The sequence below is a fragment of the Parasphingorhabdus sp. genome, from assembly GCF_048269915.1.
In the GTDB taxonomy this organism is placed as follows: Bacteria; Pseudomonadota; Alphaproteobacteria; order Sphingomonadales; family Sphingomonadaceae; genus Parasphingorhabdus.
Window position 1 is genome coordinate 107522 of sequence record NZ_JBLWTY010000005.1, and the last position, 26507, is coordinate 134028.

The window sequence follows — 26507 nt, forward strand, 5'->3', positions numbered from 1 at the left end:
GGTGAAGGATTAGAAAATGGCAGCACGGGTAGAAAAAATCTTCACGGCACTGGATATCGGCTCGTCAAAAATCTCCGCGATGATTGCCGGACGGATGGACAATGGCGAGATGACCGTTCTTGGCACGGGACAGCGGGCCAGCAAAGGTGTGAAACGCGGCTATATAGCAGATACTGAAACAACCGAACTGGACGTCCGCGATGCGGTGGAGCAGGCCGAGCGTATCGCCGGTACCAATATCGATGATGTTTGGGTCAGTTTTTCGGCTGGCGGTTTGCAGAGCATGCTGACCTCGGTCGAAACCGAACTGGGCGGCCACCGGATTGAACAGGAAGATATTGATCTGCTGCTGGATGCCGGACGCAACAGCATAGACCCGAAGGGCAAGATGGTGCTGCACGCACAGCCGGCTCTCTATACGCTGGATGGCCTGAACGGGGTGAAGAAACCCAAGGGCTTGCATGCCGATCGTCTGGGCGTGGATATTCACGTGATCCTCGCTGAAGGCTCACCGGTTCGCAATATCGATATGAGCGTGCGCGGTGCGCATTTGAATGTGAAATCCATCGTCGCTTCCCCGATTGCGGCGGGCACCGCCTGTCTGTCGAGAGAAGAACGCGAGCTGGGCGTTGCGCTGGTTGAATTGGGGGCAGAAGTGACCAATGTCTCGCTCTTTGCCGGCGGTATGCTGGTCGGTTTGACGACTTTGCCTTATGGTGCCGCCGATATTACCGACGACATCGCTTCGTCGTTCGGTTTGCGGCGCGCGCAGGCCGAGCGGATCAAATGTTTTTACGGGTCCGCCACCACCAGCCCGCGCGATAATCACGATGTTATCAACCTTGATCTCGAGAAAACGGCGGAAAATACTGATGAAGACGGGCGGATCACCCGGGCGCAGCTGATCGCAGTCATCCGGCAGCGGCTGGACCACCTGATCGGAGAAATTGGAAAGGCCCTGAAGGAATTGGGCTTTACCGGACCAGTTGGTCGACAGGTGGTCCTGACCGGCGGCGGTGCCGAACTCAAGGGCATAGCCGATTATGCGCAATCGGCGCTGGGCCGAACTGTGCGTGTCGGGCGCCCATCGGGACTGAGCGCTCTTCCGGAAGCGCATAGCGGTCCGGCCTTCGCCGGTCTGGCGGGGTTGGCGCTTTATGCGTCCCAGGATCCGGTTGATCTGAGATCGCTGTCCAGCAGCCATCAAAATGTCCATAATTATGGCGGATCAGCGGTAATTGGGCGACTGATGTCTGCGATCCGGGGAAATTTTTGAAAATTTGACAAAATAAATTAACTTTTCGGGTGATTCCCACAGGAAATTTGTGCAAAGCGTTAACAAAATATGACAGCACGATGAAATGTCTCGGGAGACAGTGAGATGAGTATCAATATTGGCCCACCGGAAGTCGAGGAACTGAAGCCGAAAATCGCGGTTATCGGGGTAGGCGGCGCAGGGGGCAATGCCATTGCCAACATGATTGCGGCTCAGGTTGAAGGTGTGGATTTCATCGTCACCAACACCGATGCGCAATCGCTCAACAGTGCGACTGCCGAGCGACGTATCCAGCTCGGGCCGGATATTACGCAGGGATTGGGCGCAGGATCGCGCCCGGAGGTAGGCCGGGCGGCCGCCGAGGAAACCATTGATCTTGTCGAGCAGGCGCTGGAAGGTACGCATATGTGCTTTATCGCCGCTGGCATGGGTGGCGGTACGGGGACCGGCGCTGCTCCAGTGATTGCAAAAGCGGCACGCGATCGCGGTATTTTGACCGTCGGTGTGGTGACCAAGCCGTTTACTTTTGAAGGTACGCGCCGGATGAAAGCCGCCGAAGCGGGCATCGAGGAGCTGCAAAAGAACGTCGATACATTGATCGTCATTCCGAACCAGAACCTGTTTCTGGTCGCAAATCCGAACACGACCTTCAAGGAAGCCTTTTTGCTTGCCGACGAAGTTTTGCAACAGGGCGTTCGCGGCATTACCGATCTCATGGTCATGCCTGGCCTGATCAACCTCGACTTTGCCGATGTCCGCAGCGTGATGCACGAAATGGGCAAGGCAATGATGGGCACCGGCGAAGCAGAAGGCGACGGACGTGCGCTGGAAGCTGCTGAGAAGGCAATTGCCAATCCGTTGCTCGACGGTGTCTCGATGCAGGGCGCGAAGGGCGTTATCGTCTCCATTACCGGCGGCGAGGATATGCGCCTGATGGAAGTCGACGAAGCCGCAAACCATATTCGTGAACTGGTCGACCCCGAAGCCAATATCATCTGGGGCAGTGCCTTTAACGAAAATCTCGATGGGCGTATTCGTGTCTCGGTTGTCGCCACCGGTATTGATAGCGATGGCAGTATGTCGCCCTCTAAACCGGCACCCTCCTTTGCGATGAGCAGTCCGGTTAGCAAATCGGAAGACACCCCGGCTTCGTCCAGTTTTGCCTCGTCCATTGCCAGCGACGAGAGCGTAGAGGAAGCAGACGAGGAAGCTGAAATTGCATCCGCACCGGTTTCAGAGCCTGAGCAAGAGCCGGAAACCGAAATCGAAGCCGAGGTGGCAGCATCACCGGCTCCTGTCGCGACCTATGGCGACGATGATCTGGAAGATATGTCGCCTGCAACCCCGTCTTTTGCTTCTCTGACGCCGGGAGTAGCGGCATCAAAGTCTGCGCCTGAAGAGGATGAGCTGGTGCTTGGCCAAGATGCCATTCAGGCTGATGACGAGGACGACGCTGTTGCGGAAAATCCGGTGCCACCGGCCCCGCGTGTTGCCACAGGTGGCGGAACATTATTTGAACGTATGTCCAACCTGACTCGAGGCGGATCGAAAGCTGACGAGGATGAAGATGGTGAGGGTGAAAAGTCTCGTGACCCACTCGATATTCCACGGTTTTTGAACCGGCAGAATAATCAGTAGTACTCGGGTCGGTTCAAGCGGATTTTTACGCTGATGGAGTGGCACGAGGGAGTTTGTCTTTCGCGTGCCACCATTGGCCTTGCCGGATGGCAGGAATGATTGATTTCATAAGCGATCGTTCCTTTATGTATTTTGTGAAACATAGATTCAAATTCTTGCTGATATTGTCAGCTGCGATGGTGGGCACGAGCATAGCCGCTCTGCCTGCCATAGCCCAATCCAGCGTGCAGCCCAATTCCGATAATCTGCAGGATGCGCTCCGCCGAATTGCGATTAACTCGAATGATTCTTCTGCTCTTGCTGATGCCGGGCTGGCCGCGCTTGAATTGGGCGATATGCGCGCTGCAATCGGCTTTCTGGCCAAGGCAGACCAGATTTATTCGACGAGCGGCAGGGTTAAGGCCGGACTCGGCAGAGCGCTGCTGGCCGAAGAAAATCCCTTCGGAGCAATCCGATATTTCGACCAAGCGGTGGCCAATGGTATTCCGCTGCGCGAAATTGCTGCGGATCGGGGCCTCGCTTATGACCTGATTGGCCGGAACCGGGATGCCCAGAAAGATTATGAGCTGGCCATGCGCTTTGGCAGCAATGATCAACTGATTGAACGCTATGCCATATCTTTGGGCATCAGCGGCGATGTTGAGCAGGCTGAGGTACAGCTCAATCCTCTGCTTCAGAAGAGCGACCGGGACGCTTGGCGCAACCGGGCATTTATCTATGCGATGAATGGCAGGAAAAAGGACGCCAATAAAATAGCCGAACAGACTATGGATCGGACAATGGCGAAGGCTATCAAGCCATTTTTCGATGGCATGCCGAAACTGACGGCGGCCCAGAAGGCGGCGGCAGTGCATCTCGGCCATTTCCCGGCCGATGAAAATATCGGTGTCGATGTGGCAGCGGTGCAATTGGCATCCAACATGGCGGTGCGCGGCGGCGACGGCGCGGATGCCGGCCTGATCCCGGTGGGTGAATCTTTGGGTGCGGATGTCGACCGGCCGCGCGTCGTCGCCATGCCGGACAAGTCCCCTCGCAGGCGTCCCGGCGCTGCAGACCGCAGAATGACTGACCGACAAGCAAGCCGTCGGTTGAAGAAGAGTGAAGTGGTGGTCTTGTCCCGAGCAGAACTGCCCGCGCCCACGGGTAAAAGAACGGGACGATTGCCGACCAATTCCCGCGCTGCTGAGTCAGTGACATTTCCTCCCGCAGCATCGTCCGGATCTTTGTCGTCGCAGAGTAAGCCTGAGCCATCCATAAGCACGGAAAATCAGCCGGATACAAAACCTCCCTCTCCGGGTTTCGCAACTGCTGTCGGCGGTGGCTCGTCTTCCCCGCTGGTGTCGCAGACGATTGAACGCAAGGTAGAAATTGCCGGTCGTCAGCCAGTTTCCAGACCTTTGACTGAGCCTGCCATAGAGAATTCGTCTACCCCAAAGGCCCCGACATCCGGCCCGGTCAACTTGGTTAATTTCGATCTCGCCCAAACGCAGCCAGCGGCGGTTGAAACGGCAGCAGCTGCACCGGCTACGAAACCGCTTTCCGACATTATCAAGGGCATAAATATACCGGAACAAGAAACCCGGACAGATGTGGTGCCTGTCGATCTCGACGATATTGAACCAGCGAAGCCTCAACCAAAAATTCTTCCCAAACCGGTTGAAAAAAAGCCGGTGAAACCGAAGCCACCGGAGCATCCGAAGCGCTACTGGGTGCAGATTGCGACCGGTTCCAGCCTCAGTGCGTTGAAATTTGACTATCGTCGGATGTCAAAGAAACAGGCAGAGCTGTTCAAGGGGCTCCAGGGCTGGACTTCGCCATGGGGCCAGACTCGTCGGCTTGTGGTCGGGCCGTTTGCTGATTTCAAGGCCGCCAAGGCGTTCGAAGTCGATTACCGAAAGGGTGGTGGCGATGGCTTTGCGTGGGCCAGTGCCGATGGTGTCGAGGTCAACGAGCTGACCAAATGACGCCATTGCAAAGCTATGCCAGTGATCCGGCCAATAGCCGGGGGCGGCTGCATGATGAGAAACGTGATGTAACCCGCGGTCCGCGCGATGATTTTCAGCGCGATCGCGACCGGATCATCCACTCGATCTCGTTCCGGCGCTTGCGCTACAAGACTCAGGTCTTTGTCGCGCCCGATGGTGACCATTACCGGGTGCGCCTGACCCATAGCCTGGAAGTCGCGCAGATCGGCCGGACGATTGCCCGCGCTCTGGGTCTGAATGAAGATCTGACCGAGGCGCTTTGTCTCGCGCATGATATTGGTCATCCGCCCTTTGGTCATGCAGGCGAAGACGCGCTGGAAGCAGCACTCGCAGATTTTGGCGGTTTTGATCATAATGCCCAGACCATCCGCACGCTGACGTTGCTCGAACAACCCTATCCGCGCTGGAAGGGGCTTAATCTGACATGGGAAATGCTCGAAGGGCTCGCCAAGCATAATGGTCCGGTTCGCAAACCAACCTGGGCCTTGGCAGAGGCCAATGAAGCAATGGATTTAGACCTTGATAGCTGGCCATCGCTGGAGGCGCAGGTCGCTGCAATTGCGGACGATATCGCTTATGACAATCATGATATTGACGACGGGATAAGGGCAGGTCTGCTAACCCTCGATCAATTGCTCGAATTGCCCTTTATCGCCGAACGCTGGCATGCCATTTGTGATCGGTTCGCCGATGTCCCCGAAAAACTCCTGCTGCCGGAGCTGATCCGCGACCAAATTGGCCTGATGGTTAATGACGTTCTCGAAACCACCAGTGCACGTATCGACGGGCTGGGGATAGAAACCGCGCAGGATGTGCGTCAGGCGGGTCAGATGATCAGCGGCTTTTCCGATGCGATGGCGAAAATGGAGCGCGTGCTGAAAGGCTTCATGTATGACAATCTCTATCATCACCCCAAGCAAATGGCAGCGGCAGAAGCGGGCAAGATGATGGTGAGTGATCTGGTGCAGGCCTATCGCGAACAGCCGGATCTGATGCCGGAGGATTGGACCTCGGCGCTGCCAGGCGAAGAACCCGCGCGCATCCGCCATATCGCCGATTTTCTGGCCGGGATGACCGACCGCTATGCCCGGAACCGGCACCGCGAGATTTTTGGCGATCGGGCCGGCCGAGCGTGACTCCGTCGCCCCCGCGAAGGCTGGGGCCCAAACCAAGCTTGTGAGTCCTCCAGAAATCGGTTTAGATACCAGTCTTCGCCAGTATGACGACTTATTATTAGCGAGCTTTTGGAGATCCTGACCATGGCCGATAAAATCCTGATCGTTGGAGCCACCGGTCTGATCGGCGGCCTGCTGACCCGTAAACTGGTCGAACAGGGGGCGGACAAAAGGCTCCATTTGCTGCTCCGTCGGCCCTACCGGGAGGATGTCGGCAAGGCGAAGGTTCATGTCCAGCTGCAAGAAAACTGGCCAGCGATCATTGCCAGGATCAAGCCTGATATCGTGATATCCTGTCTCGGTTCGACAATGAAAAAGGCTGGGTCGAAAGAGGAGTTTGCAGCGGTCGATCGCGATCTGGTCGGCGCGGTAGCAGCCGCGGCCAAGGCAGCGGGCGCGAAGCAGTTTATCGCGGTTTCCTCGACCATGGCGGACAGCAGCGCGCCGAGCTTCTATCTGAAGACCAAGGGCGAGGCTGAAGACCTGCTGCGCGCGCAGGATTTCGACCGTCTTGATATCATTCGCCCCGGCCTGCTACGTGGTGAGCGCAACAATGACAACCGATTGGGCGAAAGCCTCGCTATTGCCGCGAGCCCGTTGCTTGATCTAGTGTTGCATGGAAGGCTCCGCCGCTACCGCTCGATTCTGGCGAGCGACGTGGCAGACGCGATTGTGGCGTTGATGGCGGAGAGTGGGGCGGGCGCTTTTGTGCATGAGAATGATGCGATTTGGCGGATGGTGTGAGGGGTAACCCCATAAAATACCGCACCGCACAACAGAATCATTGACTCCTCTCACCCGCTCATCCAATCTCGAATCTGCTTTTTGATCGGTGCCTTCGGGCAAGGGTCATGAGATGTTGCGGGAGAGCGTTTTGCTGTCTCACTGGACAGAAAAGCCGCCGAAGGAGCAACCGCCCCGGAAACTCTCAGGCCACTGGACCGCAATGGCTTCACAAGCACTCTGGAAAGAGGGCGGATGGTCGCAACGACCGGCGCTCCACCGAAGGGGTAAGTGGTGTTTCGACAGGCCGGCAGGAGCGGGCGTCGCAGCGGACAGCCATGAAACTCTCAGGTTCCGTGACAGAGGGGGCAGTTTTGCAGGGCTTTGCTGCGGGCTGTCTTTTATGTTGTGGAAAATAGATGAGTGAAAACGCCAACAATCTGAAACAACTGCCGCTCGGTGACTGGCACCGCAGCCTTGGCGCGCGCATGGTGCCGTTTGCCGGCTATGAAATGCCGGTGCAATATGAAGGCGTCATGGCTGAACATATCTGGACACGGACCGAAGCGGGTTTGTTTGATGTCTCCCATATGGGCCAGTTGCAATTGATTGGCGAAGGCGCGGCGGAAGCGCTGGAGGCGATCACGCCGGGCAATTTGTCGGCGCTGGGCGCAGGCAAGATCCGCTATACATTGTTGCTGGCACAGGATGGCGGCATTCTCGACGATCTGATGGTGACCAATACGGGCGATCATCTCTATCTGGTGGTCAACGGCGCGACCAAGCATGATGATATTGCCTATATGCGCGATCAGTTGCCCGGGAGCATCACCCTCAACCATCTGGAAGATGCGGCCTTGCTTGCCTTGCAGGGGCCGAAGGCGGCGGATGCACTGGAGAAACTTGGTATCGATCCGCACGAGCCGGACTGGCCGTTGCCGACCCAACTTTATTTCATGGAAGCGGGGCCGTTTCTCTGGCGCGGTATCCCGCTCGGCATCAGCCGGTCCGGCTATACCGGCGAAGACGGTTTCGAGATCAGTGTCCCTGCCGAACATGCGCAAACACTTGCTATGGCACTGCTCGAGCTGGATGAAGTGCGGCCTATAGGGCTTGGCGCGCGCGACAGTTTGCGGCTGGAGGCGGGATTGCCGCTTTATGGCCATGACATGACTGCCGCAACATTGCCGGTCGAAGCGAACTTGAATTTTGCCCTGTCGAAAGCGCGGCGCGAACAAGCCAATTTTGCCGGAGCAGAGCGGGTGCTGGCGCAATATCCGGACAAGGCCGAGAAAAAGCGCGTTGGCCTGTTCGTTGATGGCCGCCAGCCGGTTAGGGAAGGCGCTACAATTGTTGATGCATCCGGCACCGCCATCGGCAATGTGACGAGCGGCGGCTTTTCTCCTACGCTCCAGCGCCCGATCGCCATGGCCTATGTGCCGACGGATATGTCTGACACCGGCACGGCGATCACGGTCGAACAGCGTAAGAAGAAAATTTCCTGCACGGTCGCGGACATGCCGTTCGTGCCGCATCACTATCACCGCAAATCAAAAGCTTAGAATTTACGAGAAGGGGACAAGAATATGAGCCGATATTTTACCGACGAACATGAATGGGTCGAGGTCGAGGGAGACACCGCGACGGTCGGGATCACCGATTATGCGCAGGAACAGCTCGGTGACATTGTTTTTGTCGAGACACCGGAGGTCGGTTCCCAGCTCGATCAGGGTGATGATGCCGCGGTGGTAGAATCGGTCAAGGCGGCATCGGATGTTTATGCGGCCGTGTCTGGCGAAGTGATCGAAGTCAACGAAGCGCTGGAAGATGAACCCGGGCTGGTCAACTCCTCGGCCGAGGAAGACGGATGGTTTTTCCGGGTGACGCTCTCCGACAAAAGCGAACTCGATGATCTGATGGACGAGAAAGCCTATAAGGCGTTCGTCGACGGCCTTTAATCAAGTCAGGAACCTGGAATGCGTTATCTCCCGCTAACTCCCGAAGACCGGCAATCCATGCTGGCCACGATCGGCGTCGAATCCGTCGATGATCTGTTTGTCGATGTGCCCGAGGAAGCCCGGCTGACGGGACCAATTGATGGTCTTCCCATGCATGCCGGAGAAATGGCGGTGGAAGCGCATATGAAAGCGCTGGCGCGGAATAACCATGCTGCTGGCGACATGCCGTTTTTTCTGGGGGCAGGGGCCTATCGCCATCATGTCCCGGCGAGTGTCGATCATATCATCCAGCGCGGAGAATTCCTGACTGCCTATACGCCCTATCAGCCGGAAATTGCCCAGGGTACGTTGCAGACCCTGTTTGAATTCCAGACTCAGGTTGCGCGCCTGCTGGGTGTCGATGTCGCCAATGCCTCGATGTATGACGGCTCGACCGCCTGCTGGGAGGCTATTGTGATGGCGCGGCGGATCACCAAGCGGAGCAAAGCGATCCTCTCTTCAGGACTGCATCCGCATTATGTGTCGGTGGCCAAGACCATGGCCCGTTTTACCAAGGATGTCATCGCCTACGAAGCGCCGCGCCTCGAAGCGGCATCCGATGGCCAGAGCCTGCTCGACCAGATTGATGACGATACAAGCTGCGTGGTGGTGCAATATCCGGATATATTGGGCCGCATTGCCGATATGTCCGAGCTGGCAGAAAAAGTGCATAAACACAAGGCGTTGTTGATCGCTGTTGTGACAGAACCTGTGGCCCTGGGGGCGATCAAGGCACCGGGACAGATGGACGCGGATATCGTGGTTGGCGAAGGCCAGTCGCTGGGCGTGGGCCTGCAATTTGGCGGGCCTTATGTCGGACTGTTCGGTTGCAAGCAGAAATATGTCCGGCAGATGCCGGGCCGGCTGTGCGGCGAAACCGTCGATGCCGAAGGCAAGCGCGGTTTCGTGCTGACCCTGTCGACCCGCGAGCAGCATATCCGCCGGGAAAAGGCGACGTCCAATATCTGCACCAACAGCGGCCTGTGCGCGCTGGCTTTTACCGCCCATATGACCCTGCTGGGGGAAAAGGGGCTGCGCGAACTGGCGATGCTCAATCACAAAAAGGCGGTGCAGACTGCCGACCGGTTGTCCCGAATCGACGGCGTGAATTTGATGAATGACAGTTTTTTCAATGAGTTTACATTGATTCTGGATAAAGATTCTCGCCCCATTATTCGCGCTCTGGCGGACCAGAGAATACTCGGGGGCGTGTCCCTTGGTCGGCTCTATCCGGAACAGAAGGAGCTGGCGCACGGTCTGCTTGTCGCGGTCACCGAAACCAGCACCGAGGCGGAAGTCGAGGCCTTCGCTACAGCTCTCGAAGGAGCACTGTCATGAATATGCTCAAAGAAGGCCGCCCCACCCGGCAGGAAGACAATCTGGCCACGCCCGACCAGAATGCGGTCGCCACTCATACCGGGAATCGCGCCTTGATGGTCGATGAGCCGCTGATTTTTGAAACCGGCTCACCGGACCGGACCGGTGTGGATCTGCCTGAGGCGCCGACAGTGGAAAGCCGCCTGAACGGTCTGGATCGGGCGGAACCGATCGGCCTTCCCGGCTTGTCCGAAGCCGAAATGGTCCGCCATTATACCCGGCTCAGCCGCCAGAATTATGCGATTGATGTCGGCCTGTTCCCGCTTGGCAGTTGTACCATGAAGCACAATCCCCGGCTGAACGAGAAAATGGCGCGTCTGAAAGGCTTTGCTGACATTCATCCCTTGCAGCCGGTCGACAGCGTGCAGGGCGCATTGGGCGTGATCAATGAACTCGCCGTGTGGCTGATCAAACTGACCGGCATGTACGGTGTCGCGATGACGCCAAAGGCTGGCGCGCATGGCGAGCTATGTGGCATTCTTTGCATCCGTGCCGCTCTGGAAGCGCGCGGCGATGCTCGCGAAGTGATTCTGGTTCCGGAAAGCGCACACGGCACCAATCCGGCAACTGCGGCTTTTGCCGGCTACAAGGTCGAGGATATTCCCGCCAACGCCGCCGGGCGTGTCGATCTCGACGCCTTGAAGGCACGTCTGGGGCCGGATGTTGCCGGAGTGATGATTACCAATCCCAATACCTGCGGCCTGTTCGAGCCAGACATGAAGGCGATTTCCGACGCGGTCCACGCAGCGGGCGGCTATGTCTATTGCGATGGTGCCAATTTCAACGCGATTGTCGGCAAGGTGCGACCCGGTGATCTCGGCATTGATGCCATGCATATCAATCTCCACAAGACCTTCTCCACCCCGCATGGCGGTGGCGGTCCAGGGTCCGGGCCGGTGGTTTTGTCCGAGGCACTTGCGCCATTTGGTCCGCTTCCGTTCACCGAGCGCCATGCCGATGGGCATATCACTCTGGTTGAAGAGGAAACGGTGGAAGACCGTCATCCCGATACATTCGGCCGGATGAGTGCTTTTCATGGCCAGATGGGCATGTTCACCCGTGCGCTGACCTATATACTCAGCCATGGAGCGGATGGCTTGAAGCAGGTTGCGGAAGACGCGGTGCTCAACGCCAATTATGTTCTGCGCAGTCTCGAAGATGTGCTGGATGCGCCGTTCGCCGATAGCGGTCCCTGCATGCACGAAGCCCTGTTCTCGGACAAAGGCTTCAGCAACGACCTGTCGACGCTCGATCTCGCCAAGGGCATGATCGACGAGGGCTATCATCCGATGACCATGTATTTTCCCTTGGTGGTGCATGGCGCGATGCTGGTCGAACCGACGGAGACCGAGAGCAAGGCCGCGATTGATCAGTTTATCGGGGCCTTCCGGTCGGTGGCCGAGCGGGCCAAGGCCGGGGACGAACTGCTGAAATCCGCGCCTCATTTCGCTCCGCGTCGGCGGCTGGACGAAACCCAGGCGGCCCGCAAACCGATATTAGTGTGGACGGAAGACGAGGAATTTGCTCAAGCCGCTGAATGATTCAACGCCTGACCAGCCTGTTTGCCCTGTGGACAATATTGGGGACAGCTTGGGCATGGTTCGTCCCAGAGCATTTTCTGTGGGTCGTTGACGGTCGCTTCCGGCCACTCGGCCAGCCGTTTATCAGCGTGTTGCTGGGCCTGGTCATGCTTGGCATGGGCCTGACTCTGTCGTTCGACGATTTCAAACGGATTGCAAAAATTCCGCGATGCGTGGGGGCAGGGGTTGTGCTTCAGTTCACCGTGATGCCGTTGGCGGGGATATTGCTCGCGATGGTCTTCGGACTGGAGACCGGTCTGGCGGTTGGCCTGATCCTCGTCGCCTGTTGTCCCGGTGGCACGGCATCCAATGTCGTCGCCTATCTCGCAAACGCCAATCTGGCGCTATCGGTTACGATGACCATGGCCTCGACCTTGGTCGCGGTGATTGCAACACCGTTGCTAACCGGCTTGCTCGCCGGGAAATATGTCGAGATTGACCAGTGGAACCTGTTCGTCAACATGGTGTCTATCGTGCTCCTTCCGGTCATCGCCGGAGTCCTGCTCAACCGCTATCTGCCAAGGCTTACGGATAAGGCTGCGATCATTTCTCCGCTTGTATCGGTGATTGTGGTCGTGCTGATCGTTGGCGGGATTGTCGCTAATAGCAAGGCGCTGATCGAAGCATATTTCGGGGTGCTGATGCTAGCGATTTTATTGCTCCACCTCTTCGGTTTCGGTCTTGGCTATCTGATAACCAGGGCGATCGGTTTCGGGGTGCAGGAGTGCCGGACGATCAGCATCGAGGTGGGCATGCAGAATAGCGGTCTCGGCTCCAGCCTGGCGTCTACGCCCGCCTTCGCCGCGCAATTTACCGCCCCGATGCAGGCCGCTATGGCTCCGGTCCCCAGCGCGATTTCGGCAGTCTATCATGTTGTGATTGGCAGTTTTCTTGCCGCAATCTGGCGGCGCATGGATTAGGCTCTGGCCCTAGAGCCAGCGGCGTACCTTGGCTTTGTAATCGAGATATTCATCGCCGAATTTCGCTTCCAGATAGCGCTCCTCACGTGCGATCACCTGCGTCCGTATGACGAGGAGTGCGACTGGTAACAGGATCACGGCCCAGCTGCTACGGAATAGCAAGGCGAGGGCGAGACAAGCCAGTGCCATGCCGAGATACATCGGATTGCGGGTGAAACGGTAGATGCCCGAGCTGACAATCTGGTTGGCATGTTTCCACGGTTCAAGATTATTGCCCAGCTTTCTGAAGCGGCTGGTACCCGCGATCATGAAGAAAAAACCTGCCAAAAGCGCGACCCCGCCAGCCACCATGACCCAGGCCGATACCGGAATGAAGTCGGGCATTCGGCCGCTCAGCCGATCGAGCAACTGTCCGGTCAGCAGAAAAGCAATATAAACTAGCGGCGGCGGAAATTTCACTTGCGCGCTGTCTTCTTCGGGGCGAAATACTTCCATCATGACCGAAAGCAATATCCCAACTCCACTGTCCACGCAAATGGCGCGTTATTGAAATGGCTGATGCAAAACCCTGGCTCACCGATGTGCCTTCTTCCATTGAGCAGCGCCACGCTCCTGCGACGATGCGTAATCGTGATGCGATTGCGGATCTGTTGCGCAATATCTTGCCCGCACAGGGCATGATATTGGAAATCGCAAGCGGCACCGGCGAGCATGCCGTCTATTTCGGTCAGCAGTTTCCCGAGCTAATCTTTCAGCCCAGCGACCCGGACCCGGAATGCTGCCAGTCGATCGCCGCGTGGACGAAGCGCGAATCCATGTCCAATGTCCTGCCGCCGCTGCAGCTGGATGCGCAGGCCGGGCGTTGGGACGTAGCGAAGCCAGCGGCGATCCTGTGCATCAACATGGTCCATATCAGCCCGTGGGAATCCAGTATCGGTTTGTTTGCAAAGGCCGCCAGCCTGCTTGATCCCGGAGCACCGCTTTATCTCTACGGTCCCTATCTGCGCGATGGCGTCGAAACGGCACCGAGCAATCTCGATTTCGAACGCAGTCTGAAAAGCCGAGACCTGCGATGGGGATTGCGCGATGTTGGCGACATGGATGCGCTGGCGGCGCGCAACGGTTTTGATCGCGAAAGCTTGGTCGAAATGCCTGCTAATAATATTTCGCTGATCTATCGGAAAAGCTGACATAGTCGCTCTTGCCTTGTCTTAATCGTCCGATTAACAGAAAGGAAATAAATTTCAGGAGCGGGCAAATGACAGAGACACGCAGATGTATGGGGTCTGCCATTGCCCATTGGGCGACAAAAACCCCGGACAATATCGCAATTGATGATTCCGAAGGTCAGGTCAGCTATGCAGAACTGGACAAGCGGGTCACCGAATATGCGCAGGCTTTTGCCGGGTCCGGCCTGTCTCGCGGCGACCGTATCTGTTGGCTCGGCAAGAATAGCGGGCTTTATTTTACCCTGTTTGCCGCGGCCAACCGCGCCGGAATGGTTATCACTCCGATTGGCTGGCGTCTCGCCGCGCCGGAAGTCGCCTATGTCCTGAAAGACACGGGTGCGCCATTACTGATCTGTGAACCGGAGTTTGCTAAAACGGCGAAGACGGCAGCGCGCGAGGCCCCTGATACCAAGAATATTATCTGTACCGGTGCCGGGGCCGACCTGCCGACATTGGCGGATTTCGTAGCCAAGGCTCCGCCCGGTGACCTGCCCCAATGCGACCCGGCGGATGGTGTGCTGCAACTCTATACCTCCGGCACCACTGGCAATCCCAAGGGTGCGGTGCTGACCAGCGACAACCTGTTCAAGATGCGCCCTTTAATCGAGGACAAGCCGGAACATGCCTGGATTGATCTGAAGCCGGGTGACAGTACATTGGCCGTCATGCCCTGCGCGCATATTGCCGGTTCCGGCATCGGCCCGATTGCTTTCTTCAATGGTGCGACGATGATGGTGATCCCCGAATTTCACCCGGACAGTGTGCTGGATTGCATCGACAAGGGGCTCAACCAGTTTTTCCTCGTGCCGACGGCGCTGCAGATGCTGGTCAACTGGCCGCGCGCGAAAGACACGGATTTTTCCAGCGTACGCAGTGTCACCTATGGTGCCGCGCCGATCCCGCTGGAGCTGCTGCGGCAATGCATCCAGACCATGCCTCAGGCGCTGTTCTGCCAGCAATATGGCATGACCGAGACAACCGGTACGATCTGCATCCTGCCGCCCGAGGATCATGACCCGGCGGGCAATGACCGGATGCGCGGCATCGGCATCCCGCTGCCCGGTGTCGAGATGAAGATCGTCGACGAGGACCGGCAGGAACTACCAGCTGGCACGATTGGGGAAATTGCCACGCGTTCTGGCCTCAACATGCTGCATTATTATGATAATGAGTCGAAAACTGCGGAGACGGTGGACGCCGACGGCTGGCTCTACACCGGGGACGCGGCAATCATGGATGAAGATGGCTATTTCTACATCAAGGACCGGGTCAAGGACATGATCATCTCCGGTGGCGAAAATGTCTATCCGGCGGAAGTCGAAAATGCGATCTTCGGCCATCCGCAGGTCAACGAAGTCGCCGTTATCGGCATTCCGGACGCAAAATGGGGAGAGGCGGTCAAGGCGGTTGTGTCCCCCAAGCCGGATGCTGGCGCGGTCGACACCGATAGTATCATCGCCTGGGCCAAGGAACGCATCGCCGGGTTCAAGGTCCCGAAGACAGTCGACGTGATCCCGGAATTGCCGAGAAACGCGAGCGGCAAGATATTGCGGAGGGAATTGCGGGCACCTTATTGGGAAGGCAATGATCGTGGCGTGAATTGAGGAGTTGGCCTAAAACCAGAACCGCACTCCCACCACATAGTTGGTAACGCCCGAATCTTCTCCGGCAAGCCGGGAAAAATCGCGACTGCCGCCCAGTTTCCATTCTTGCTCGATCCCGACATAAGGTCCGAATTCCGGCACGATCTCATAACGCAGGCGTAGACCCAGTTCGATATTGTCGATGCCGCTGCCAATGCCCAGTTCCGGAATATCCTGAGCCGACAGATTCACTTCGGCGCGCGGTTGCAGAATCAGGCGCTGGGTGAGACGCTGGTCATATTCGGCTTCGATCCGCGCGGTCAGTTCGCCCTTGTTGGAGAGGAACGCGGCGGTATCGACTTCAAACATATAGGGCATCAAACCCTGGATGCCGATCACCGCATGGGTGCGGTCCGGGCCGGTCAGGTCCTGCCGGATACCCGCTTGCAGATCGAAGAAAGGCGCGATCGCGCGGCTGTAGAGCGCCTGAACTTCGGCGCTTTCAATCGGCTCGCCAAAACTGCCTTCGCCTTCGCTCTTGAACCAGAATTTGTCGAGGTCGCCGCCATAATAGCCTTGTAGGTCCCAGAGATATCCATCCTTGCCCGCGCGTGCGCGATATTCCAGCCGGTCGCCCTGGAACCAGAATATCTGCATATTGCCATGCTCTTCATAGATAGCCTCGCGCGATGGCCGCATGGCTTCCGCACCCCAGATCGCATCCGCCGCATTGGGCGGGCCGGTTACGCTGTCCGGCGTTGATGTGTGCAAGGCGGCGGGGCGGGAATGTCCCATCGCGCCATGGTCCATCTGACTGTGATCGGCTTCTGGCTCGGTTTCGGGCGGTGCGGGCATCTGATGTCGGCTGTGATCCATTTGGCTGTGATCTTGTGCCATCAGTGGTGTCGCAGCGGTCGAAGCTGCTAATAATGCGCTAAAAAACCTTCGCATCATACGTCCTCCGGAAAGGCGACGCTAACCGTCTGCATCATGCCGGCGTGCATATGGTAGAGCAGATGGCAGTGAAAGGCCCAGTCGCCCGGCTCATCGGTGGTCACGTCAAAAGTCGCGCTGCTCCCCGGCTGGACGATCACTGTATGCTTTTTCGGCTGGTGGTGGCCCTTACCATTGACCAGTTCGAAAAACATACCGTGCAAGTGGATCGGATGCGCCATCATCGTGTCGTTGACCAGCTTGACCCGCACCCGCTCGTCATGCGCAAAGCGGATCGGCGCGTCGCCGACGGCGCTGAACTTCTTTCCGTCGAAGGACCACATATAGCGTTCCATATTGCCGGTCAGATGCAATTCCATTTCCCGTTCCGGTGCGCGCTTTTCGTGATCCATCTCCAGCGACTTGAGCATGCGATAGTTGAGCACCCGGTGCGGGACATTGTCGAGACCAAGGCCGGGATAGCCGGTCCGGTCCTGCGGGTGTGTCGACACCATGTCGATGCCGGGCCCGACTTTTACGGTTGCGGGCAGAAGCGACGTGTCGCGCATAATCATGCCGCCAGTCATGTCCATTGCGGCCATATCATGGCCCGCTACGGGTTCGGATGCACCATGACCCATGGCGGCGTGGTCCATCTTGCTATGATCCATTGGCTCGGCCGGTTTTGCATCATCACCGTCGTGATCCATCCCGCCGCCGTGTGAACCATGGCCCATATCGACCATCGTCAGCAAGGGCGGATCGCGCAGCGCAGGGAAGGCGGCCTTGCGACCCGGCTGAGAGGTCAGCGAGGCTTGCGCCATGCCGCTACGGTCCATGCTCTCCGCCACGATCGCAAAACTGCCCTCTGCAGTCGGCGTGACAATCACATCATAGGTTTCGGCGACTCCGATCTGCAATTCGTCCACTTCTACCGGTTGCACATTCTGACCATCGGCCTGGACCACGGTCATCGGCAGACCGGGCAGGCGGATATTGAAGAAGGTCATCGCGCTGCCGTTGATGATCCGCAGCCGGACCCGTTCGCCCGGTCTGTAGGGCAGTTCCAGTTGGTCATCAGGGCCGTGGCCGTTTATCAGATAGCTGTATGTCGGCGCAGAGACATCGGCAATATCAGTCGGCATCATCCGCATCCGCCCCCACCTTCGTCGCTCTTCACCGCTCAAGCGATAATCGTCGCTCGCGCTCGTCTTCTGACGGCTGAAATAACCTTCGGACGTTTTGAGCTTCTTCATGATCTGATGCGGGTGCATTGGCGTGAATTCGCTCAGCAGGATGATATGCTCGCGGTCATATTGCACGGAATCGGGGCCAGCGGGGTCGATGATGATCGGCCCGTAATGGCCCATTTGTTCCTGCAAGCCGCTATGGCTGTGCCACCAGTAAGTGCCCGACTGGCGCGGGGTCAGCGGCACGTCAAAGCGTGCGCCTGGTTTGATGCCCGGAAAGCTCAGTCCCGGCACGCCGTCGAACTGGAATGGCAAGAGCAGGCCATGCCAGTGGATCGAGCTGTCGACATCCAGCATATTTTGGACTGAAAGCAGCGTCTGCTCGCCCTCCTTCAGCCGGATCAGCGGCCCCGGTACCGTGCCGTTGACCGCAATCGCATGGCCCGACCGCCCGCCGGTGGAAAAACTGCCCTCGGCAATATGCAGATCGATCTTCGCGCCGGAAAGCTCGTGTATGCCTTTGTGCACATGGCCTCCCCCATGCCCACCCGTCTTGCCGGTCGCCCATGCGGGCATGGGCAGGGCGGCAGTACCGGACAGAGCGGCCAGACTGGTGACCATCCGGCGGCGGGAAAGGGAAATGTTGCTTTTTATCATGGCGGGGACCATATACCCCCCATAGGTATATGACAAGAGTCGATGCTATGGTCTGGGTCGAGGCAAAGTCCGCCCACCCGACCGGGCAAAATCACAAGTTTCTCGGAACAACCCCTTGGTTCATGCGTCATTGAAATAGCCGTTAATGCAAACAGGAAAGGAGCGCACGGACGATGTCAAAATATCCAAGATTTATCGTGATGATCGCCACCTCGACGCTGGTGATGTTCGGTTTGATGTATTTGAACAGTTATTCGCTGGATCACGTCTATTTCAGCGAAACGCGGAGCTGGATGGCGCTTTATATGGGCGGCGCGATGGCCATCGTCATGCTTCTCTTCATGCTCGGCATGTATGACGACAAAAGGAAGAATGCGCTGATCCTTGGCGGGGCCGCTGTGATGTTCGCCGGCTCACTCTATCTGGTCCGCTCGCAGGACATGATTTCCGACTTGGCGTGGCAGAAAGCCATGATTCCCCATCACTCGATCGCGATCCTGACCAGCGAACGCGCCAATATAGAGGACAAGCGTGTGCGAGAACTGGCCGATGGCATCATCAAGGCCCAGCGCCGCGAGATCAAGGAAATGAAATGGCTGATCGACGATATCAGGACCAATGGCAAGGCGGTCACCGAAGCAGAGGCCAAGACGCGGCCAGTGCCGGATTTTGAGGGTGCGTTATGAGCGACAAAATTACCGTAAAACTTTTCCGGATGGTGATGGATAGCCATGTCTGTCCCTACGGATTGAAATCGAAGGATCTGCTGGAGCGTCAGGGGTTTGTGGTAGAGGATCATCATCTAAAGACGCGTGACGAAGCCGATGCTTTCAAGGACAGGCATGATGTCAAAACGACACCGCAGACGTTTATCGATGGCGAACGGATTGGTGGTTATGACGATCTGCGCGTTCATTTCGGCAAAGATGATCCGAAAGGCAAGCAGGATGGCAGCAGTTACCAGCCGGTTATAGCGCTGTTTGCCATGACCTTCCTGATGGCGCTGGCTGCGGCCTTTGTCGCTACCGGTTCCTGGTTTTCGATATTGACGGTGGAATGGTTTGTTGCCTTTTCCATGTGCGGTCTTGCCTATCTGAAATTGCGCGATATCGAGAGTTTCTCGACGATGTTCCTCAATTATGATCTGCTCGCCAGGCGATGGGTGCGCTATGCCTATCTCTATCCTTTTGGCGAGGCCTTGGCGGGTGTGCTGATGATTGCCGGTGTTGCCATGTGGCTGGCGATCCCGGTGGCCCTGTTCATCGGAACGATTGGCGCGGTGTCGGTGTTTCACGCCGTCTATATCCAGAAACGCGAACTGAAATGCGCCTGCGTCGGCGGAGACAGCAACGTGCCGCTGGGCTCCCTATCGCTGACTGAAAATCTTTTCATGATCGGCATGGCCTTGTGGATGAGCTACAAGCTGTTCGTTGCCTGATGACGGTGGAGGGAATGCCATATGGGAAAAGATAATATCAGCGCGAAGCTGAACCGCCTGAAACGGATCGAGGGTCAGGTGCGGGGGATCGCGAAAATGGTCGAGGAAGACCGCTACTGCATCGATATATTGACCCAGATGCAGGCGGTGAAATCGGCTTTGTCCAAGGTCGAGAGCCAGATATTGAAGGACCATACAGCGCACTGTGTCGGCGAAGCAATTGCATCGGGCAATGCGGCTGACCAGAAAGAAAAATTCAACGAACTGGTGGATTTGTTCGAGAAGATGAAGCGCTAGAAATCAGCGCCCAGATCAATCAATATCTTTCCGACTGGTTGTTTCAGGCAGGCGCTCTACGGATTGGCGATCCGCCTTCGGGTCAGGGTGTGACCAGTCCAGGAGATTGGCAGAGTTGACCAATGATCGCCGCTACGATGCTTAAGCGCAACATATCTTTTGCCTACTATATAAATCTTGTCTTCAAAATGCGTTAGAATCCTTCTAGGAGCATCTTAATTACAAAAAATATAGAGAAATGTAAGGACGGAAAATGAGCTTCCCGCCACGGCAAGGCCTGTATGATTCGAACAACGAGCATGACGCATGCGGCGTCGGCTTTGTAGCGAATATCGAGGGCGAAAAATCTCACCTCACTGTGAAACGGGGTCTCGAAATTCTGGTCAATATTGATCATCGCGGCGCGGTAGGGGCTGACCCGCTTCTGGGCGACGGTGCCGGCATATTACTGCAGATTCCTGACGCGCTTCTGCGGGACTGGGCGGATTCCGAGAATTTGAACCTACCGGCAATTGGCGACTATGCTGTCGCGATGTGCTTCTTTCCCCGGGATCAGGAAGAAGCGGATTATGCGACAGCGCATTTTGAGCGTTTTGTTGCCAAGGAAGGGCAAGTTTTGATCGGCTGGCGTGACGTGCCGATCGACACAACCGGGATCGGCAGAGCCGTCCTCGATCAGATGCCAATGATTCGCCAGGCGATTATCGGCAAGGGCGAATCGATTGCTGATCAGGACGCGTTTGAGCGCAAAATCCTGGCCTTGCGCAAACAGGTTCACAATCCGCTGGATGGCCATGCAGAAAAACATGGAATGCCCGGACTGTCCGAATTTTACATGCCGTCATTTTCGACACGAACCATCGTTTATAAAGGATTGCTGCTCGCTGATCAGGTGGGGTCCTTCTACAAGGATCTCGACAACCCGCTGACAAAATCCGCAGTGGCTATGGTCCATCAGCGCTTTTCAACCAATACATTCCCGTCGTGGAAATTGGCCCACCCCTACCGGTTCATCGCCCATAATGGAGAGATCAACACGGTTCGTGGCAATGTTAACTGGATGAATGCCCGCCGCCGGACAATGGAATCCGATCTCCTGGGCGCGGATCTCGACAAAATGTGGCCGCTGATCCCGCACGGCCAATCCGATACCGCTTGTCTGGACAATGCCCTGGAACTGCTTATCGCGGGCGGATATTCCTTGGCCCATGCGGTGATGATGCTGATCCCGGAAGCATGGGCGGGCGATCCGACCATGGATGCCGACCGCAAAGCATTTTACGAATATCACGCTGCCTTGATGGAACCATGGGACGGCCCCGCCGCCGTGGCCTTTACCGATGGTCGGCAAGTCGGTGCGACACTCGATCGCAATGGTCTTCGCCCAGCGCGTTTTTGTGTGACAGATGACGGTCATGTCATCATGGCGTCGGAATCCGGAGTGCTTCCGGTTAAAGAGGATAATATTGTTCGAAAATGGCGGTTACAGCCCGGTAAAATGCTGCTTATCGATATGGAGCAGGGCCGGATTATCGAAGATGAAGAAATCAAGGCCGACCTCGCCCAAGCGAAGCCCTATGCAAAATGGCTGGAATCGACACAGTATAATCTGAAAGACCTTGATCTTGATGATCTCGACGATGTCGATGCTCCCGAAGCAAATGGAGAAGGCGATCCGGCGGCGCTGCTTGATTGTCAGCAAGCATTTGGGTTCACTCAGGAAGATGTAACCAAATTCCTCGAACCCATGGCAACCGATGGCATGGACCCGATTGGGTCCATGGGCACAGACACGCCCATTGCTGTCCTTTCTGGCAAACCGCGGCTGTTATACGATTATTTCAAACAGAATTTCGCCCAGGTTACCAATCCTCCGATTGATCCGATCCGCGAAGAACTGGTCATGTCGCTGGTCTCGATGATCGGACCGCGCCCCAATCTGCTTGGTCATGACGCCGGCACCCATAAACGGCTCGAGGTTGATCAGCCGGTTTTGACCAATGCGGATTTGCTGAAAATCCGTTCGGTCGAAGAAGCGCTGGACGGTGCTTTTCGAACGGAAACTATCGACATCACCTGGGATGCTGCAACCGGTGCTGCCGGTCTGGAAATGGCGCTCAAGGAAATGTGTTGGGCTGCCACGGAAGCCGTGCTCGCCGACCGCAATATCCTGATCCTTTCGGACCGTGCCCAAGGCCCGGACAAGATCGCAATGCCCGCTTTGCTTGCGACCGCCGCTGTACACCATCATCTGGTAAGACAGGGCCTTCGAATGCAAACCGGTCTGGTTGTGGAAACGGGCGAAGCCCGGGAAGTCCACCATTTCTGTGTGCTCGCTGGCTATGGAGCCGAAGCGATCAATCCTTATCTGGCTTTCGAAACTCTTGAGGAAATTCGGGTGCGCCGCGAACTTCCATTGACCACGCAAGAAGTGGAGAAAAATTACACGAAAGCCATCGGCAAAGGCATTTTGAAAGTCATGTCGAAAATGGGGATCTCGACCTATCAAAGCTATTGCGGTGCGCAGATTTTCGATGCCGTTGGCCTGTCCAGCGAGTTTGTCGAGAAATATTTCACCGGTACAGCAACGATGATTGAAGGCGTCGGACTAGCCGAGATTGCCGGAGAGACCGTGTATCGTCACACGGAAGCCTATGGCAATAATCCGATATATAAAAACATGCTCGATGTTGGTGGTATCTATGGCTACCGGCTGCGTGGCGAGGATCATGCGTGGACCCCCGCCAATGTTGCAAACCTGCAGCATGCGGTGCGCGGCAATGATCCAAAAAATTACGAAGAATTCGCTAAATCCGTCAACGAGCAGAATGAACATCTGCTCACCATTCGCGGGTTGATGGAATTGACGAAAGCCGATGAGCCTCTCGACATTGATGAGGTGGAGCCGGCGAGCGAGATCGTTAAACGCTTTGCCACTGGCGCGATGAGCTTCGGTTCGATCAGCCGCGAAGCGCATACCACACTTGCGATCGCGATGAACCGTATTGGCGGAAAATCGAACACGGGTGAGGGTGGCGAAGAGCCGGATCGTTTCATCCCGATGGCCAATGGTGATTCTATGCGCTCTGCCATCAAACAGGTGGCAAGCGGTCGTTTCGGCGTTACCGCGGAATATCTGGTCAATGCCGACGATATCCAGATCAAGATGGCGCAAGGTGCCAAGCCCGGCGAAGGCGGACAGCTTCCGGGCAGCAAAGTCGACAAGAATATCGGCAGGGTGCGTCACTCAACGCCCGGTGTCGGCCTGATTTCGCCGCCACCGCACCATGATATCTACTCGATAGAGGATCTGGCGCAGCTGATTCACGACCTCAAAAATGTGAACACTGGCGCACGCGTTTCGGTGAAGCTGGTTTCCGAAGTGGGCGTGGGTACGGTTGCTGCCGGTGTTTCCAAGGCGCGCGCCGATCACCTGACCATTTCCGGCTATGACGGCGGGACCGGGGCGTCTCCGTTGACGTCCCTGACTCATGCTGGTTCCCCCTGGGAAATTGGTCTGGCTGAAACGCAGCAGACATTGCTGCTAAACGGACTGCGCTCCAGAATTTCCGTTCAGGTCGACGGTGGCCTGCGCACGGGCCGGGACGTTGCTATCGGTGCTTTATTGGGTGCCGATGAATTTGGCTTCGCAACGGCCCCGTTAATCGCCGCCGGTTGCATCATGATGCGCAAATGTCATCTCAATACATGTCCGGTCGGCGTGGCGACGCAGAATCCCGAATTGCGCAAGAAATTCACCGGACAGCCAGAATATGTAATCAACTATTTCTTCTTCGTTGCCGAGGAATTGCGCCAGATCATGGCCGAAATGGGTTTCCGTACCGTTGAGGAAATGGTGGGGCGCGTCGACAAAATCGATATGAACAAGGCGCTGCACCATTGGAAAGCGGAAGGCGTCGACCTGTCGCGTCTGCTGCATCAGGTTGCACTGCCAGAGGGTGAAACGCTTCATCAAACAATAGCTCAGGACCATGGCCTTGACGCGGCGCTCGACAAAGACTTGATCGCGGCTGCTGCGCCGGCTCTTGAAAATGGCCAGACAGTCAAAATTGACCGAAAAGTGAAAAACGTCAACCGTACCGTTGGCGCAATGCTGTCGGGTGAAGTGGCGAAAATTTACGGACATGCCGGTCTTCCGAGCAACACCATCCAACTGGCTTTTGAAGGCGTTGCCGGTCAAAGCTTCGGGGCATTTCTGGCGCATGGTATCAGCGCTGAACTGACCGGTGATGCCAATGACTATGTTGGTAAGGGCCTTTCCGGTGGCCGCGTGGTCGTAAAACAGCCCACCCATGTCGATCGCGATCCCAGCGAGAATATCATCGTTGGCAATACGGTCCTTTATGGAGCAGTTGCTGGTGAAGCCTATTTTAACGGCGTTGCGGGAGAGCGTTTTGCGGTTCGCAATTCGGGCGCGGTTGCGGTCGTCGAAGGGACCGGCGATCATGGCTGCGAATATATGACCGGCGGCGTTGTTGTTGTGCTGGGCAAAACAGGTCGCAATTTCGCTGCCGGCATGTCTGGCGGCGTCGCTTATGTTTATGATGAGGACGGTTTGTTTCGCCAGCGGTGCAACATGGCGATGGTGGATGTCGCGGCTATCGACCCTGATGCAGACGACGGGGAAGACACTGCCTTGCCGCAGCAATTGCCGGTGGATGTACATGACTATGGCATGGGTGACATGCTCTATCATGACGTCGCTCGACTGCGCATATTGCTGGAGCGTCACAAACTCTACACCGGCAGCAACCGGGCAAGCGAAATTCTCGACAATTGGGAAGAGGCTCTGGGGCGTTTCGTGAAAGTCATGCCGCGCGATTATGCTGCGGCGCTGAAGCAACTTGAGGCCGAGCGTCTCGACGCCATCGTTGCCGCAGAATAACTGAAGATATTGGAGTAAACCGTGGGTAAAGTAACAGGCTTTCTCGAGATTGATCGCAAAGAAGCGACTTATGCCGATCCAAAGGAGCGGCTGACGCACTATAGGGAATTTACCAATCCGCTCCCGGAAAAAGATCTAAAAGATCAGGCCGCGCGGTGCATGGATTGCGGCATTCCCTATTGTCACAACGGTTGCCCGGTCAACAATCTCATCCCGGACTGGAATAATCTGGTTTATGAAGGCGATTGGAAAATGGCGCTAGAAACGCTCCAATCGACCAATAATTTTCCCGAATTTACCGGTCGAATCTGTCCCGCACCTTGTGAAGCCAGCTGCACTTTGAATATTGATGATGCGCCGGTGAACATCAAATCGATAGAATGTGCAATTGTCGATCGCGGTTGGCAAGAAGGCTGGATCACACCCCAGATTAACGAAAATAAGACCGGGAAATCGGTTGCGATTGTTGGTTCGGGCCCCGCAGGCATGGCTTGCGCCCAGCAGCTCGCTCGCGCTGGCCACAACGTCACTCTATTTGAGAAAAATGACCGCATGGGTGGGCTGCTTCGTTACGGTATCCCCGATTTCAAAATGGAAAAACATCTGATCAATCGCCGCTTGGTGCAAATGGAAGCAGAGGGCGTCGAGTTCCGCACCAGCACTGAAGTTGGCGTGGCTATTTCGGTCGAATCGCTGCAGGAAAATTACGACGCGGTTGTCATGTCCGGTGGCGCAGAAAAGCCGCGTATGCTCGATATTCCAGGTTATGAAATGTCCGGTGTCCGGCTGGCAATGGAATTTTTGACCCAGCAAAACAAGCGCAATGCGGGCGATGATGAAATGCGCGCTGCTCCGCGCGGCACAATATCCGCTACCGGCAAGCACGTCATTGTCATCGGCGGCGGCGATACGGGATCGGACTGTGTCGGTACTTCCAATCGGCAGGGTGCTGCGTCTGTCACCCAAATTGAAATCATGCCACGGCCACCGGAAAAAGAAGATAAAATGATGTCCTGGCCGGATTGGCCGTTAAAATTGCGGACATCCTCCAGCCACCTGGAAGGCTGTGAACGCGATTGGGCAATCCTAGCAAAACGTGTGGTGGGAACGAATGGCAACGTGGAAGGCCTCGAATGTATTCGCATCGAATGGGTCGACGGCCAGATGCAGGAAATCGCGGGTAGTGAATTCACTCTGAAAGCCGATTTGATCTTCCTGGCGATGGGTTTTGTGGGACCGCGCAAAATGGGACTTGTCGATCAATCGGAAGTAGAACTTGATGCGCGCGGCAATGTCGCTGCCAATGACACAAGTTATACAACCAGCAAAAGCGGTGTTTTTGCGTGTGGAGATATGCGTCGCGGCCAGAGCCTGGTCGTCTGGGCAATCCGCGAGGGGCGGCAATGCGCCCGCGCGGTCGATCTGCAACTCATGGGGCATAGCTTGCTGCCTCGTTGATCGAAGCAATGGGGGCAACGGCCGGAGAAAATAGCGGATAAGTGGGGTGCCGCCTCTTCCGATTACACCCCATGTTCACTCGCTGGCCGGACAGGTCCAGCGCTGACAGCATTCTATCGCTATCAGTCTGCTATCCGATCGCGGG

General features: G+C 56.6%; 20 protein-coding genes and 1 riboswitch. Of the genes, 17 read left to right on the forward strand and 3 right to left on the reverse strand.

Features of this window, described 5'->3' with window-relative positions:
- The first annotated feature begins 16 nt into the window (after nucleotides 1–16).
- The 10 genes from ftsA (at nucleotide 17) to ACN0WX_RS12675 (ending at nucleotide 12671) form a co-directional block, all read left to right on the forward strand.
- Nucleotides 17–1276 carry a cell division protein FtsA gene (ftsA, locus tag ACN0WX_RS12630; RefSeq protein WP_417622685.1) on the forward strand — a complete coding sequence of 420 codons (1260 nt, stop codon included), beginning with the start codon at nucleotides 17–19 and terminating at the stop codon, nucleotides 1274–1276.
- 105 nt (nucleotides 1277–1381) lie between these two features.
- Nucleotides 1382–2914: a cell division protein FtsZ gene (gene ftsZ / locus ACN0WX_RS12635; RefSeq protein WP_417622686.1), complete on the forward strand. Its 1533-nt coding sequence runs from the start codon at nucleotides 1382–1384 to the stop codon at nucleotides 2912–2914.
- A gap of 95 nt (nucleotides 2915–3009) precedes the next feature.
- Nucleotides 3010–4878: an SPOR domain-containing protein gene (locus ACN0WX_RS12640; protein ID WP_417622687.1), complete on the forward strand. Its 1869-nt coding sequence runs from the start codon at nucleotides 3010–3012 to the stop codon at nucleotides 4876–4878.
- Nucleotides 4875–6035: a deoxyguanosinetriphosphate triphosphohydrolase gene (locus tag ACN0WX_RS12645; RefSeq protein ID WP_417622688.1), complete on the forward strand. Its 1161-nt coding sequence runs from the start codon at nucleotides 4875–4877 to the stop codon at nucleotides 6033–6035. The genes ACN0WX_RS12640 and ACN0WX_RS12645 overlap by 4 nt, the downstream gene beginning before the upstream one ends.
- A gap of 123 nt (nucleotides 6036–6158) precedes the next feature.
- Complete coding sequence (locus tag ACN0WX_RS12650) at nucleotides 6159–6818, forward strand: NAD(P)H-binding protein (protein ID WP_417622689.1); 660 nt, start codon at nucleotides 6159–6161, stop codon at nucleotides 6816–6818.
- 108 nt (nucleotides 6819–6926) lie between these two features.
- Nucleotides 6927–7028, forward strand: a riboswitch (glycine riboswitch).
- A 188-nt stretch (nucleotides 7029–7216) separates the two neighbouring features.
- Complete coding sequence (gene gcvT, locus ACN0WX_RS12655) at nucleotides 7217–8359, forward strand: glycine cleavage system aminomethyltransferase GcvT (protein WP_417622690.1); 1143 nt, start codon at nucleotides 7217–7219, stop codon at nucleotides 8357–8359.
- Nucleotides 8360–8383: 24 nt separating this feature from the next.
- The gene (gene gcvH / locus ACN0WX_RS12660) at nucleotides 8384–8755 is read left to right on the forward strand and encodes a glycine cleavage system protein GcvH (protein ID WP_417622691.1); all 372 of its coding nucleotides are present in this window, start codon (nucleotides 8384–8386) and stop codon (nucleotides 8753–8755) included.
- Between the two features lie 18 nt (nucleotides 8756–8773).
- Nucleotides 8774–10132, forward strand: a complete 1359-nt coding sequence (gene gcvPA, locus ACN0WX_RS12665; protein WP_417622692.1) for an aminomethyl-transferring glycine dehydrogenase subunit GcvPA — start codon at nucleotides 8774–8776, stop codon at nucleotides 10130–10132.
- Entirely contained in the window at nucleotides 10129–11712 is a 1584-nt protein-coding gene (gcvPB, locus tag ACN0WX_RS12670; RefSeq protein ID WP_417622693.1) for an aminomethyl-transferring glycine dehydrogenase subunit GcvPB, read from the forward strand. The genes gcvPA and gcvPB overlap by 4 nt, the downstream gene beginning before the upstream one ends.
- Nucleotides 11709–12671 (forward strand): bile acid:sodium symporter family protein, encoded by a 963-nt coding sequence (locus ACN0WX_RS12675; RefSeq protein ID WP_417622694.1) that lies wholly within the window; start codon nucleotides 11709–11711, stop codon nucleotides 12669–12671. The genes gcvPB and ACN0WX_RS12675 overlap by 4 nt, the downstream gene beginning before the upstream one ends.
- A 9-nt stretch (nucleotides 12672–12680) precedes the next feature.
- Here the strand turns inward: ACN0WX_RS12675 and ACN0WX_RS12680 are convergent, their stop codons facing one another.
- The gene (locus ACN0WX_RS12680) at nucleotides 12681–13202 is read right to left on the reverse strand and encodes a methyltransferase family protein (protein WP_417622695.1); all 522 of its coding nucleotides are present in this window, start codon (nucleotides 13200–13202) and stop codon (nucleotides 12681–12683) included.
- Nucleotides 13203–13222: 20 nt separating this feature from the next.
- Between ACN0WX_RS12680 and ACN0WX_RS12685 the strand changes: the two genes are divergently transcribed.
- Together ACN0WX_RS12685 and ACN0WX_RS12690 are read left to right on the forward strand one after the other, a co-directional pair.
- On the forward strand, nucleotides 13223–13861 hold the full coding sequence (locus tag ACN0WX_RS12685) for a DUF938 domain-containing protein (RefSeq protein WP_417622696.1): 639 nt from the start codon (nucleotides 13223–13225) through the stop codon (nucleotides 13859–13861).
- A gap of 68 nt (nucleotides 13862–13929) precedes the next feature.
- Complete coding sequence (locus ACN0WX_RS12690; RefSeq protein ID WP_417622697.1) at nucleotides 13930–15504, forward strand: long-chain-fatty-acid--CoA ligase; 1575 nt, start codon at nucleotides 13930–13932, stop codon at nucleotides 15502–15504.
- A 9-nt stretch (nucleotides 15505–15513) separates the two neighbouring features.
- Here the strand turns inward: ACN0WX_RS12690 and ACN0WX_RS12695 are convergent, their stop codons facing one another.
- Nucleotides 15514–16338: a copper resistance protein B gene (locus ACN0WX_RS12695; RefSeq protein WP_417622698.1), complete on the reverse strand. Its 825-nt coding sequence runs from the start codon at nucleotides 16336–16338 to the stop codon at nucleotides 15514–15516.
- Between the two features lie 95 nt (nucleotides 16339–16433).
- Nucleotides 16434–18263, reverse strand: coding sequence for a copper resistance system multicopper oxidase (locus ACN0WX_RS12700; RefSeq protein WP_417622699.1), 1830 nt, complete (start codon nucleotides 18261–18263; stop codon nucleotides 16434–16436).
- 173 nt (nucleotides 18264–18436) lie between these two features.
- On the opposite strand from ACN0WX_RS12700, the gene ACN0WX_RS12705 reads away from it, so the two are divergent.
- From ACN0WX_RS12705 to ACN0WX_RS12725, 5 genes are all read left to right on the forward strand, one after another.
- A complete protein-coding gene (locus ACN0WX_RS12705) occupies nucleotides 18437–18949 on the forward strand; it encodes a DUF305 domain-containing protein (RefSeq protein ID WP_417622700.1) in 513 nt (170 codons plus the stop codon).
- Nucleotides 18946–19701, forward strand: coding sequence for a MauE/DoxX family redox-associated membrane protein (locus ACN0WX_RS12710; protein WP_417622701.1), 756 nt, complete (start codon nucleotides 18946–18948; stop codon nucleotides 19699–19701). Before ACN0WX_RS12705 ends, ACN0WX_RS12710 begins: the two co-directional genes overlap by 4 nt.
- A gap of 21 nt (nucleotides 19702–19722) precedes the next feature.
- Nucleotides 19723–19998 carry a metal-sensitive transcriptional regulator gene (locus ACN0WX_RS12715; RefSeq protein WP_417622702.1) on the forward strand — a complete coding sequence of 92 codons (276 nt, stop codon included), beginning with the start codon at nucleotides 19723–19725 and terminating at the stop codon, nucleotides 19996–19998.
- A 253-nt stretch (nucleotides 19999–20251) separates the two neighbouring features.
- Entirely contained in the window at nucleotides 20252–24904 is a 4653-nt protein-coding gene (gene gltB, locus ACN0WX_RS12720; RefSeq protein WP_417622703.1) for a glutamate synthase large subunit, read from the forward strand.
- 21 nt (nucleotides 24905–24925) lie between these two features.
- Nucleotides 24926–26362: a glutamate synthase subunit beta gene (locus tag ACN0WX_RS12725; RefSeq protein WP_417622704.1), complete on the forward strand. Its 1437-nt coding sequence runs from the start codon at nucleotides 24926–24928 to the stop codon at nucleotides 26360–26362.
- The last annotated feature ends 145 nt before the right edge of the window (nucleotides 26363–26507 follow it).